The organism is Marinobacter shengliensis, from assembly GCF_003007715.1.
GTDB lineage: Bacteria > Pseudomonadota > Gammaproteobacteria > Pseudomonadales > Oleiphilaceae > Marinobacter > Marinobacter shengliensis.
Genome location: NZ_PXNO01000019.1, coordinates 189,655 through 201,541, shown reverse-complemented (window position 1 = coordinate 201,541; position 11,887 = coordinate 189,655). Strand labels below are relative to the sequence as shown.

Annotated in this window: 11 protein-coding genes; 4 read left to right on the top strand and 7 right to left on the bottom strand. The window is 61.8% G+C overall.

The features are described 5' to 3' along the window. From C7H10_RS04690 to C7H10_RS04675, 4 genes are read left to right on the top strand one after another with little or no spacing between them, the layout of a single operon-like run. On the top strand, positions 1-1,149 hold the full coding sequence (locus C7H10_RS04690) for an ABC transporter substrate-binding protein (RefSeq protein ID WP_106693946.1): 1,149 nt from the start codon (positions 1-3) through the stop codon (positions 1,147-1,149). After that, entirely contained in the window at positions 1,146-2,240 is a 1,095-nt protein-coding gene (locus C7H10_RS04685) for a FecCD family ABC transporter permease (RefSeq protein ID WP_106693945.1), read from the top strand. The genes C7H10_RS04690 and C7H10_RS04685 overlap by 4 nt, the downstream gene beginning before the upstream one ends. Continuing rightward, entirely contained in the window at positions 2,237-3,022 is a 786-nt protein-coding gene (locus tag C7H10_RS04680; protein WP_106693944.1) for an ABC transporter ATP-binding protein, read from the top strand. Before C7H10_RS04685 ends, C7H10_RS04680 begins: the two co-directional genes overlap by 4 nt. Before the next feature lie 24 nt (positions 3,023-3,046). Next, entirely contained in the window at positions 3,047-3,337 is a 291-nt protein-coding gene (locus C7H10_RS04675; RefSeq protein WP_061330791.1) for a DUF2218 domain-containing protein, read from the top strand. Here the strand turns inward: C7H10_RS04675 and C7H10_RS04670 are convergent. The 7 genes from C7H10_RS04670 to C7H10_RS04640 form a co-directional block, all read right to left on the bottom strand. Then, positions 3,313-4,188: a sugar phosphate isomerase/epimerase family protein gene (locus C7H10_RS04670; RefSeq protein ID WP_106693943.1), complete on the bottom strand. Its 876-nt coding sequence runs from the start codon at positions 4,186-4,188 to the stop codon at positions 3,313-3,315. The two genes, C7H10_RS04675 and C7H10_RS04670, sit on opposite strands and share 25 nt — an antisense overlap. Next, complete coding sequence (locus tag C7H10_RS04665; RefSeq protein ID WP_106693942.1) at positions 4,185-5,204, bottom strand: DUF6005 family protein; 1,020 nt, start codon at positions 5,202-5,204, stop codon at positions 4,185-4,187. The genes C7H10_RS04670 and C7H10_RS04665 overlap by 4 nt, the downstream gene beginning before the upstream one ends. Beyond that, positions 5,201-5,470, bottom strand: coding sequence for a phosphopantetheine-binding protein (locus C7H10_RS04660; protein ID WP_106693941.1), 270 nt, complete (start codon positions 5,468-5,470; stop codon positions 5,201-5,203). The genes C7H10_RS04665 and C7H10_RS04660 overlap by 4 nt, the downstream gene beginning before the upstream one ends. Next, positions 5,467-6,768, bottom strand: a complete 1,302-nt coding sequence (locus tag C7H10_RS04655; RefSeq protein WP_106693940.1) for an AMP-binding protein — start codon at positions 6,766-6,768, stop codon at positions 5,467-5,469. Before C7H10_RS04655 ends, C7H10_RS04660 begins: the two co-directional genes overlap by 4 nt. Continuing rightward, positions 6,765-8,603, bottom strand: a complete 1,839-nt coding sequence (locus C7H10_RS04650; RefSeq protein WP_106693939.1) for an IucA/IucC family protein — start codon at positions 8,601-8,603, stop codon at positions 6,765-6,767. The genes C7H10_RS04655 and C7H10_RS04650 overlap by 4 nt, the downstream gene beginning before the upstream one ends. Continuing rightward, on the bottom strand, positions 8,590-10,422 hold the full coding sequence (locus C7H10_RS04645) for an IucA/IucC family protein (protein WP_106693938.1): 1,833 nt from the start codon (positions 10,420-10,422) through the stop codon (positions 8,590-8,592). Before C7H10_RS04645 ends, C7H10_RS04650 begins: the two co-directional genes overlap by 14 nt. A gap of 74 nt (positions 10,423-10,496) precedes the next feature. Next, entirely contained in the window at positions 10,497-11,870 is a 1,374-nt protein-coding gene (locus tag C7H10_RS04640) for an MATE family efflux transporter (protein WP_106693937.1), read from the bottom strand. Between the last annotated feature and the right edge of the window lie 17 nt (positions 11,871-11,887).

The following is an 11,887-nucleotide window of genomic DNA, read 5'->3' as shown; positions in this document are numbered from 1 at the left end:
ATGGCATTGTCACAGTTTGTCGCCGCCCTGCTGGGCGGCGTTCTTCTGATCCAGGCAGGCGTGGTCCAGGCGGCGAGAACCGTCACGGACCTGGCCGACCGGCAGGTGACCATTCCCGAGACCGTGGACCGGGTAATACTGGGTGAGAGCCGCTATATACCGGCGCTGGCCATTCTGGACGGCGATGCAACGATTGATCGCCTGGCCGGCATATTGCCGGATTTCGAACAGACCGACCCCGGTGGTTATGCCCAGTATCTGGAACGCTTTCCCGCATTGGCGGAGGTGCCCAAGGTGGGGCATGCATCTGCCGACAGTTTCAGTCTGGAATCGGTGCTGGCCATCGGGGCCGACCTGGCCATCTTCAGCCTGGAGGGCCATGGTCCCGGAGCCCACAACAGGGCGTTGATTGAGCGCCTTGAGCGGGCTGGCGTGGCGGTCGTGTTTGTCGATTTCCGGCAGCAGCCCCTGGTCAATACACCCCGAAGTATGGCCCTGCTGGGAGATGTGCTTGGCCGAGAGCAGGAGGCGCAGAGGTTCAACCGTTTCTACCGGGAGGAGCTTGCACGGGTCAGTGAGGTGGTATCTGACATCCCTCCGGACAACCGGCCCAGGGTGTTTCTCCACAGCCGGTTAGGCCTGCATGACAGCTGCTGCGAAACCATGGTCCGGGGAATGATGGGGCGCTTCATTGACGCAGCGGGCGGGCGCAATGTGGCGGCAGACCGGGTGCCCGGGGTTTCCGGTGTGATGAATCTGGAGTACCTGCTCAGTGACCCTCCCGATCGCTACCTGGCCACGGCCATTGGTTCGCGCAAGTACCAGGTGTCCGATGCCGATCAGCCCTATGTGATGCTGGGGGCAGGTGTTGATGGGCCGATGGCCCGCGAGTCGTTCCGGCGAGCGACGGATCGGCCCGGGCTTCGGGCCCTGGAGCCAATCCGGGAGCTGCGGGCCATGGCGATCTGGCATCACTTCTATAACACGCCGATGAACGTAGTTGCGGTTCAGGCGCTGGCTCGCTGGCTGCACCCGGAGGAGCTGTCTGAACTGGACCCGGAGCAAACCCTGGAAACCTTTTATCGGGAGTTTCAACCGGTGCCCCTGGATGGTCGTTACTGGATCACGCTTGGCGAGGAAACGCTATGACGTCGCCGAGTGCAGGCGCTGCCGCCAACCGGGCAGGCACACCGGCGGATGGCGGGCTGGCGAGCCAGTACCGCCGTTTTGTGTTCCGGCGGGTACTGTGTCTGGCTGGTCTGGTAACTGCGGCGGTGGCTGCATTGCTGGTAGACATCGCCTCGGGGCCGGCCATGCTGGGTTTGCTGGACGTGATTCGCGGGCTGTTGAATCCTGAAAGCCTTGATGCCGGCACCCGGGTGATCATTCAGGACATCCGCGTGCCCTACGCGTTGATGGCGGTGGTGGTGGGCGCCTGCCTGGGCCTGGCCGGGGCCGAGATGCAGACAGTACTGAACAACCCCTTGGCCAGCCCGTTTACCCTGGGCGTCGGCGCGGCTGCCACCCTGGGGGCGTCGCTGGTGATCGCCTTCAATATCTCGGTATTGGGGCTGGCGGCCCATGTGCTGTTGCCTCTGTCGGCCTTTGTGTTCGCTGCGGCCGCCTCGCTACTGATTCTGGTGCTGTCACGCAGCCTGGGCGCTTCGGTGCATGCGGTGGTGCTGTTCGGTATTGCCCTGTTATTCGGTATCAACGCGGTGGTGGGCCTGATCCAGTTTATGGCCGATGCCGAGTCGGTCCAGCAGATTGTGTTCTGGACCATGGGCAGCCTGGCCAGGGCCAGTATGGACAAAGTGGCTATCGTGGCCCTGGTGCTGGCGGTGTGTCTGCCGTTTTCCCTTCGTAATGCCTGGGCCATGACCCTGCTGCGCAGTGGTGAAGAGCAGGCCCGCAGTCTGGGCATCCGGGTGGAGCGCATGCGCCTGGTGGTGCTGATGCGGGTGAGCCTGTTGACGGCGGCGGCCATGTGTTTCGTTGGGGAAATCGGTTTTATCGGCCTGGTGGCACCCCACATTGCCCGCTTGATGCTGGGGGAAGATCACCGTTTCCTGCTGCCGGGCAGCGCCCTGGCCGGGGCCGTCCTGCTGTCGTTGTCATCCATCGCCAGCAAGCTGCTGGTGCCGGGAGTGGTATTGCCTGTGGGTATTGTGACCGCACTGGTGGGTATCCCGCTGTTCATCACCCTGATCATTGGCCGCAGCAGGAGGGCCGCGTTGTGACCCTGAAGCTGCAATCCGTGACCGCCGGCTACCGGAATCGATCCGTCTTCACCGGCCTTACCCTGCCGGAGATACCCGCGGGCTCATTGGTGGCCGTGGTTGGCCCTAATGCTGTGGGTAAGTCCACGCTGCTGAAATCCATCGCCGGCCTGCTGCCGATTGCCGGCACCATGACCTTTGCCGGGGAGAATCTGGCGGCGATTACTGCCCACCAGCGCATTCGTCGTGTCGGCTACCTGCCCCAACCACTGCCCCAGGCCATTCCCCTGGTGGCCTACGAAACTGTGTTCAGCGCCTGCCGCTCTGCCCGCAGCGACTGGTCCCGGGAAGAGACCGAGCTGGCGATCGAAGAGATTTTCGACACCCTGGGTATCCGGCAACTGGCGCTTCGGCGACTGTCGGAAATGTCTGGTGGTCAGCGCCAGATGGTAGGGCTGGCTCAGGTACTGGTACGCCAGACGCCATTGATGCTGCTGGATGAGCCTACCAGCGCCCTGGACCTGCACTGGCAGCTCAACGTACTCAATGCGGTGCGTGACGCCACCAGCCGGACCGGCTCGATTGCCCTGGTGGCCAGCCATGATCTCAATCTGGCCCTGCGCTATTGCGACCAGGTTCTGGTGTTGTCTCCCGGCGGCCAGGCCGTGCTGGGCTCACCGGCACAGGTACTGACGCCGGAGCTGCTGGCCGAAACCTATGGTATCGAAGCCAGAATCGAACAGTGCTCTCGTGGACACCCCATCGTGCTGGCGGATCGTCCGCTATCCGCCAGTGTTAATTGACCCACTGATGTCTAGGAATCTGCCATGCCAACCATGAACGCCCAAGTGGCCACCACCGATCCCGGTCGCCTGATCAATCGCCTGTGCAAACACTTTCGCCACAAGATTGAGGCTGAGTGGACCGGGACCGATGGCAGGCTGACTTTCTCCATCGGTGAATGCCGGCTCGAAGCAGCAGACGGTAAGTTGCTTATGCGGTGCCAGTCACCCACCGAGACGGAGCTGGAGGAGCTGGGCCAGGTGGTAGCTTCCCACCTCATCCGCTTTGCCGGCGATGAGGTGGATAAGGTTCACTGGCAGGCCGCCAGCGACTGAGGTTGATCGCCGGTTTCCGGAACCCGCAGCCTCAGCTGGCGAAGGTCGCTGGATAGCACCCGGTAGCTGTCCGGGCCGAACCATTCCAGGGAGATGTCCAGAGGGGCCGGGTTGGCCAGCGACTGTTGCCAGTTTGCCAGCGTGTCCAGCAGTGGTCGGTAATCACAGGCGCCCTCCATCACCGGCACCATGCCTTGCCTTGAGCCTGCCGGTGAGTACACATTGGCCGGGGCAAACACGCCAAGCTGATCCCGCTGGTGGATATTCTTGAAGTGAAAATGCCTGACCCAGGGCGCCATCTGTTGCAGGGCAAGCTGTGGGTCCGCACCGGCCTCCCAGACATGCAGGACATCGAAGTTGATGCCCAGCGCCGGATGGTCAATGTCTGCCAACATTTCCAGGGTAGAGTCAACCGTATCGGCCAGGGTGCCGGGGTGTGTTTCCACCACCAGGGTCAGGCCTTCGTCCGCGACGCAACGGGTGAGCGTCTGCAGGCGTCGGGTCAGTGCCTTGCGCTGCCCCCGGTCAAGCTCGGCGCTGCCCTGATGGCCGGCAAACGTTCGCACTTTGGGTGCCTGCCAGTGCCGGGCCAATTGGCAGAGGTCGCGGGTGTAGCGGGTGGCCTCCTGTTCACCACCCTCCAGTGGCAGATAGTCGCTGACCATGGGAATGCCCAGTCCCTGGCTTTTCAACCAGCGGCCATCCAGCCCGGGTTGCTGTAACAGGTGCCGGGCATGCACGCCCCAGAGTTCAATGCCGTCGAAGCCGGTGGCCCCGGCCCAGGTGGCCAGTTCCGGTAACGACACCAACTGGTGGCGGAATGAGATGGTACACAGGTGGAAGCGGATCATGGCAATACCTCCAGGTCGGACATCCGGGTGTCGGCGGTGGCGCCGGTGAGGTCGGGGTGTTGCTGCTGCCATTCCTGGAACAGCCCCTGCAGGCTGTCCTTGATGGCGAACTCCCTCTGATCCTGTTCGTCCAGCAGCTGCTCGACCCCGGCCAGCAGGGCAGGGTTGCCTGACATCACCAGTTTCAGCGCCCGGTACTGGATTTGGGTGTAGGTTTTCACCAGCCGGTCAATGTCCTCGCACAGGGCCTCGAACCACGGATCGCCCTCGGCGGTGCGGCCCTGATCCTCCAGAAGCCAGGCAAAGGCGTGCTCGTAGGCGTACTTACGAATCGCCATCACCGGAATCTCCCGAAATGCCCGGGGCAGGTTCGCCAGTGGTTGTCTGGCATCGGGCCCGGTATGGGCGCGCAGAATCTGCCGCAGGGCATCGGTAAACGGATTGGTATCCGCTTTCATGCACTGGGCAAAGTAGGCGGCAACCGTTTCCGCGGGCGTATGCCGGATTTCCAGACCGTCGAAACAGAAACCACCGGCAGCGGCCGGGGATCGGACCGATTCCAGAATCCGGGCTTTGGGCAGCACACCCTCCCAGCGAAAATCCGGGTCCGACATGAACCACTGCTCCGGGTCGTCCGTGGCTTCCAGCATCACGTAGTGGGGAAACGGGTTCTGGTGAAACTTGTTCTCCCGTTCCGGCAACCGGTAAAGGTCCAGCATGACCATGACCTGACGATCGGCAGGGCGCGTTTCCACCAGTTCAATCAGCCGGTCGATGTTGGCCTCTTTCGATTGCTGGTGGTTGTACCAGGGCTCAATGGTGACGCCATACAGCAGCCGGTACCACTCCCGGAACTGGTCGTGGCGGGTATGGGGCGAGTGGTAAGACAGAACCTGCTCCTCACTGACCGAGAAGTCCGCATCCCAGACGCCAAAGTAGAAGGGGCGGTGGTCCACACCCGGTGTGCGTTTGATGATCTCGCAGACACAGCTGACAAAACAATGCACTTTGATCACAGGGAAACCTCCGGATTGCCGGTGGCGACCAATAGCGCTTCCAGATCCTCAACGGTCTCGAGCTGATGGGTCAGCAGCGCTTCCTCCGGAACATGCAGGCTGTGCTCAAGTTCCAGGTGCACAATCAGTTGCAGCAGCATGATGGAATCAATCGCCAGGTCGGCGTTGAGGCGGGCCTTGGCCGAAAACACCGATAGCCGGGCGTCAGGTAGATGGTTTCGAATCACCGTTTCAATGGCGCTTCGGGTCAGGTTGGTTTTGCTCATGCCCGGACCTCCCGCTGACCCTTGTCAGCGAGGGATTCGCTTAACAGCCGGCGGCTGACCTTGCCGTTCGGGAGCCGGCTGATGCTTTCCACCTGTTCGATCAGTGACGGCACCTGGTGAGGTGACAGTCGGTCGCGGCTCCATTGTCGAAGCTGGTCGGTGTCGATGTCTGAATCCGCCACAAAACGCAGGCAAACCCGCTCACCGGCAAAGGCATCGGGTTGCTTGAAAGCCACCGCCTCGCGAATTCCTGGGTAGCCAAGGAACACGTCTTCCACCGCGCCCGGGTAGACGTTAATGCCGGCGACATTAATGGTGTCATCGGTGCGGGCCAGGAAGTGCAGCTGGCCCCGGTGGTCGAAATAGCCCAGATCCTTACTGTGGATGCGCTGTCCGGTGGCTTTTACCGTGATCAGGATTTCATCCGGTTGCCCGGCGGAGGCACCGGCCTGCACCGACAGGTGAGGCAGCGGCTGGCCCAGCAGGCCCGGCTCAGACACGTCCGCGCTCACAGCCACGCATCCGGCCTCAGAGCATCCATACTGCTGACACAGCCGCAGACAGCGGTCCCTAAGCTGAGTCAGCACCGGCGCGGGTAAAGGAGCCCCGGAAAGCATGACAGCATGCAGCATTTCCTGTTCCGGCAGCATCCTCATCAGCAGGCTAATCAGGGTGGGTGAGGCATAGAGCAGGTGCTCAGGCACCGCACGCAGTCGGGCAATAATGAATCGTGGGTTCAGATTGGTGACCACATGGGGTGCGATGCCCCGCTCCCGGGCAGCCAGCACACCACAGATCAGACCGTAGGAGTGGGTGACCGGACAGGCGACCACCGGCGTTAAGGCCCGGGCCTCAGTAAAATGGGCGACATAGGCGACCAGTTCCCGGTCTATGTCGCGCCAGGGCCGGGTGATGGTCTTGGCCTTACCCGTGGTGCCGGAGCTGAGCTGAATCAGCTCACCACCCTCGGCCGAAGCCGTCCGTGTCACCCCGCCAAGAGTTTCCGGCGTTACCTCCTGCAGTTGCTCGCCGAACAGCAGGTAGCTGCAGCCGGTGTCCTCGGCCAGGGCTTTGGCGGCAGGGTAGGGTGTGCCGGGGTGAATGGGCAGTACGCTGGCGCCAAGGGGCTTCAGCCAGAGACACAGGGCCAGCCAGTGGGCGGTGTCTTGCAGGCAGACCGCAAATCGGCAACCGACCGGCGACTGGAACTCGGGCCGCTCCGCCAGGCCCCGGACAATATGATCACAGTCGGCCTGGCTGTAGGGGGTGTTGTCGACGTAAAACAAAGGTGCAGTCACGGTAACCTCTCGTGATGGTGATCGGTAGGGGGCATCGATGTGGAATCCGGTCCCGAAGCCAGGGGGTTGGTTACCCGGAGGCAATGGCTTTGGTTGTCTGGCTGCAGCTTGCGGCGCAGCAGGGATTCGGTCTGAAGTGTTGACTGGTCCCAGGCCAGCCTGTGCAAGCGGGAGGTCAGATACGGGTGTTGCCGTGCGTAATCGGTCAGGATCGTCCTGACCCGGTCCCAGAAGCGGGTTTCGTTAAATCCGTAGGCCTCATCCAGCAGCAGCGCCAGCTCACTCAGATTGAAGATAAACAGGGTATCCATGACCAGTTCCCGCAGGGCTTCCGGGCCGCTCATACGGTAGTACTGGTCGTCTGGTGCCTGATCGTAGAGCGCCTGTCGGGGGCCAAAGTCTGGTTCAGGAGTGGCCGGGGGCAGGTAGTCACGGGCGTACTCGACGCTGTCGTGGAAATCCCGAAGCATCAGCGCCCTGGGCCAGCCGTCGCGCACCACCAGCAGACTGTTCTGGGCATGGGCCTCGAGGCCGACACCGTGGGCCGCCAGCATATGCCAGACCGGCAGGATGACGGCTTTGAGCGTGGCTTCCAGCCAGGGGCCCAGGCCGTAGTGCTCTACCCACGGGTGGATGAACGGCATGCCGTCAGGTTGCCACTGGAACAGGGCGTTCAGGGGGATGGCCTGCTCACCGTCATTAAGCCGGGAGCTGATGCTGGCACGCCAGATGGCGGCCAGTTCTCCTTCAAGCCCTGCACTGCCTGTGCCCCGGTCACGCCCAGTGTTAACGCCCAGGCTGGCATATTCGGGCAGCAGGCGGAGAGGGTAGGCAGTGTCGAATTGCGAGTCAGCGGCCAAAATCGCTTCAAGCCAGCGGCTGATGGCCGGCGCTGAAGGCACCGAGTGGGGTTCCAGGTGCCTGCGGGACGAGGTGTTATGGATGCCCAGTGGCAGTTTGATGCAGGCGTTCGCCGGCCGGCTGACGTTGAACAGGGACCGCAGTGACTGCCCCGGCCGGTAACGGTCTCCCAGGGGCCCCAGGCTTCTGATGCCCAGTGCGGAAAGCCGGGAGGCCTGGGGCCCCTGGCAGAGTTGCTGCCATTGCCAGGGGTGGGTTGGCAAGGCACCGCAGTGTTGCCAGTCAACGCCCGCCCGGTGGAATGCGGCCCGCAGCAGATAGGCCTGTTCCCGACCGAGTTCCGACTGCCAGAACGCAAGGTCCGGAGCCAGCAACTGCGAATCCAGATAGGGTCGGGGAACCGCCACCCAATGGAGACGGAACCCGATGCTGGTTTCCGGGCTATAGCGCACCAGGTCATCGCCCTGGAATCCCAGTCGGCTCTTGTAACAGGGGTGGTAGGGGTGACCCTCGTGCAATGCACAGTCCAGCGCTTCGCCGTGCAGGGCCCGCCGTTCCCGCGGGCCACGGGCCCGATACAGGGCGTCGAGTCTTTCGGTGTTTCCGATGGTGGCGACAAGTTCTTTTAACAGCGCTTGCTGCTGCGTGCTCGCGGCCGGCAACTGGCCGACCAGCCTGGCCAGCGACGTTGAGGTTGATGGTTGTTCCTGCCCCAGGGTCAGGGTGCTCATATCCAGCCGCAACCGGCCAAAGCCACGAACCCGAGCGCGGCAGCGCCCGGGCAGGCTGCCGATCCGGAACGACAGCCATTGCCAGCCGGAGCGGTTGTCATTGCATGGGCGGTAGGGGATCAAACGCTCAAACAGCAGGGCTTCCAGCAGTTGCCGGAGCACGCGCTGTGTTGGCGACTCGGTCAGGGAGATGACCGGGCTTAGCCCTGTCATCGGTGACGGTGTTTGCTCACGCAGCGCCATGATCTGCCCCAACAGCCTGAACTGGAAAACTTGGCTGCGGCGCTGCGTGCGCCAGACCGCGAAGAGGATTGGCAATACTGGTGTACACCGCCATTTCCAGCTCGGCATTCAGCTCATCAACATCGTGTACTCGAGTCAGCAGGTTGCCCTTGTACGGCAGGCGACTGTCCTCGAGCAGGAGATTGACCAGTGCCCGGGCCGGGCCATGGAGCCGGGTGTGTTCGGAGCGGAGAAACTGCCGGAACTGCCGGATCAACACCGATTCCGGAATCAGGCCGTCCAGGCCGAACCGGGCGATCACGGAGAACACCTGGTTGACGATCAGGTAGTAGCAGAAGCGGTCCCGAATCATGGCATCCCGGTAGAACAGTTCCGGGGTTTCCGACAGGTCCGGGCACTGCTCTGTCAGTTGTTTGCGAAACGTTTCCGAAAGGTAGTAACCCTGATTGTCCCGGTAGTAATAGCAGCGAGGATAGCCACCACCAATATCCAGCAGGCTGTTCTGCTGGTGTGCCTCCAGGGCAATACCGTGGTCGTCATAAAGCCGGAGCGCCGGGCCAATGGCGCAGGCAAGATAGTGCTGGAACCAGTCCAGACTGACCGCGGCCATGCTTCGACTCTCGTTCAAAGCCAGGCCCTCGATCAGATCCATTAACCGGGAATTACGGCCGGGCATTGGATCCTGGGTCAGAGCGGCCATGCTGATCACACCCTGGTCCTGGCCTGGAGTGAAGGGATTGTTCCGGAAAATGACTTCAAAGCCGCTCTCGGCCTGCCCGGGTAGGGAAACCGTCAGATAGGCCGGGTCCTGCAGGATCCGGAAGCCGGGCTCAGACTCCGCGAACCCGGTCTGTCGGATCAGTCTGGACATCACCACACCCGCTTTCAGCTCGTGAGCCTTATTGACCCGGAGCGAGTTGGTCACTTTCACCGGAATGGAAAACTTCAACATCCATTCTGCCTGTTCACTGTAAACCGTGCGCACGGAAGACGTGGCAGAGAACTCCGGCCCCAGAGCGCCGAGCGGATGAATCAGCCCCTGCTCGATGGCGACCAGCACCGACGGCTGTGCAAGTAACCACTGCGCTTGAAGTGGGTGTGCCGGAACCAGAGTATGATTGTCTGGCAGGTTCAGGGAGGCATGGCCACTGTTCAACAGGGTTTCCGCCATGGTGCTGGCGGGCAATGGACCGTCCGAGTCTTGCTCCACGTAGTCTTGATGGACCAGAAAATAATGAAGCCGGAATCGCCCGCTTAGCTCGGGCGCATAAGCCGTTTGCTGCCATTCCGACATGCCCTGGCGGCTTTTGGGGGTGGGGTGAGTGGCGTGGCCAAACAACAACGACTGTTCTGAATCGATGAATCGGTTGGTCAAAAGCCGGGGGTCGTGGCGGCGCTGTTCCAGGTAACGGGTCATCACCCCGTAGCTATCTGTTAGTCGGTGCAGGAACTCCAGTTCCCGGAGTTTACGAAGCTCCGGAACCATACCGCCGGAAAGTGCATAGAGCTCGCGTACCAGAAGACACATGGCCTGGAACGGTTCGATGTCTGACCAGCAATGACGACCGTTTAGCCACTGGCGCACCTTGCCATAGCGGTGCCGGCCGACGGGGGAACGGTAAAGGATATCGACAGCAAGCCGGGCCCGCTGGGTGTTCAGGGGCAGTTCGCACACCCATGAGCCGGAGAAACAGCTGCCGGGGTCATGAAGGCGTTGGCTGGCGGCCAGCCAGTGGCCGGGATCAATTTCCTGAAGATAGCCATGCAGGAAGGCCTGAAAACTTGCCTGTTCGGCAATCGCCCGGGCAGACGGTCCCATGTCGACACTCCGATTCCAGAATTTGGAGTAAATCTAAATGAGAATCGAGTGCAGGTGAAATATTTTTACATTTTTTACATTTGGTTTGGTGCGTTGATCACCCTCTGAGGACGGAAACGCAAAAACAGCGCCACGGCCAGCCCGAACGTGAGCCATTCGGCAAGGGGCAGTGCCACCAGTAGCGGCCACTGTGGCGCGAACTGGGCAATGCCTATCAGTAACAGCGCAGGAAGAATCAGGCTTCGGGAAAAGGCCACCAGGGCGGAGGGGATGGGTTTGTGCATGGCGGTCAGGTAAACCGACAACAGTACGTTAATACCGTTGACCAGGAATAACGGCCAGAGGATGGTCAGGAACCGGTCGGCCAGTTCGGCGGTGGCGGGGTCTGCGGCGGTGTCGAGAAACAGCCGGACGACCTGGTTTCCGAACAGCCAGACCGTGGCCACCAGCGCCAGTGCCAGGCTCAGGATGACGGTTGCCCCACAGCCCATGAAGCGCCGGATACGCTCGGCGTTGCCGGCCCCCAGGTTGTGGCTGATCAGCACATGCATGGCATCTGAAATGCCGTAGAACACCATCAGGCTCAGGAAAATCAGATAGTTCACGACGGTGAAGGCGGCTACCCCGGCCACACCCTGAGTGGTCATCAGCAGCCAGTTGATCAGCAGCATGACCAGCCCCACCGAGAGCTCGTTGATCCACTCCGAAACGCCATTGGCAAATGCCTGGGGCACTTCCCGCCAGTGTTTTTGATAAAGCCCGAAGCGCAGCTTGCGCTCCGGCTTGAGAAAATAACGGGCCAGAACGCCGAACTGCAGCACCTGGGCCAGGCCAGTTGCGATGGCGGCGCCACGCAAACCGTAATCCAGATAGCCCACCAACAGGGCGTCGAGCAGGATATTGGCGGCGGCCCCCGTTACCAGGGCCGTGGTTGCCAGCCCGGGGAAACCGTCCACCCGCACGAAGTAATACAACACCATGGTGACAAGCTGAGCCACCAGCACCCAGATGATCACCAGAAAATACTCGGACATCAGCGGGTAGATGTCCGGGGAGGCACCCAGCACTCGATAGATCGCATCGTGGAACAACAACCCCGCCAGGGCCCCGGTTATGGCGAGGGCCAGCGTGGCCATCAGGCACTTGCTGAAGATCGCAGACGCGGCTTCCGTTCTGCCTTCGCCCAGATACCGGCCAGCCCGAACCGTACCACCAATGGCGAGGGCCAGTGCCATGCCAAACAGAAAGGTAAACCAGGGAATCAGCAGGTTCAGCGCCGCCAGCGCCTCGGCCCCGGCAAAGTTGCCAATAAAAATGCCATCAACAATGTTGGCGGTGGTCAGCGCCAACAGCCCCGCCACCGAGGGCAGGGCATAGCGGAAAAACACCGGCCAGAAGGGGCCAGTCAGTATAGGGTTGTCGGATTCCTTACCGGTATTTGCGTCCATCGTTCGCTTGCCCGTTA

Bases quoted from the DNA above. Each gene is read 5' to 3' on its own strand.
- C7H10_RS04685 (WP_106693945.1), top strand. From the start codon at position 1,146: ATGACGTCGCCGAGTGCAGGCGCTGCCGCCAACCGGGCAGGCACACCG.
- C7H10_RS04675 (WP_061330791.1), top strand. From the start codon at position 3,047: ATGCCAACCATGAACGCCCAAGTGGCCACCACCGATCCCGGTCGCCTG.
- C7H10_RS04640 (WP_106693937.1), bottom strand. From the start codon at position 11,870: ATGGACGCAAATACCGGTAAGGAATCCGACAACCCTATACTGACTGGC.
- C7H10_RS04670 (WP_106693943.1), bottom strand. From the start codon at position 4,188: ATGATCCGCTTCCACCTGTGTACCATCTCATTCCGCCACCAGTTGGTG.
- C7H10_RS04660 (WP_106693941.1), bottom strand. From the start codon at position 5,470: ATGAGCAAAACCAACCTGACCCGAAGCGCCATTGAAACGGTGATTCGA.
- C7H10_RS04645 (WP_106693938.1), bottom strand. From the start codon at position 10,422: ATGGGACCGTCTGCCCGGGCGATTGCCGAACAGGCAAGTTTTCAGGCC.
- C7H10_RS04650 (WP_106693939.1), bottom strand. From the start codon at position 8,603: ATGGCGCTGCGTGAGCAAACACCGTCACCGATGACAGGGCTAAGCCCG.
- C7H10_RS04690 (WP_106693946.1), top strand. From the start codon at position 1: ATGGCATTGTCACAGTTTGTCGCCGCCCTGCTGGGCGGCGTTCTTCTG.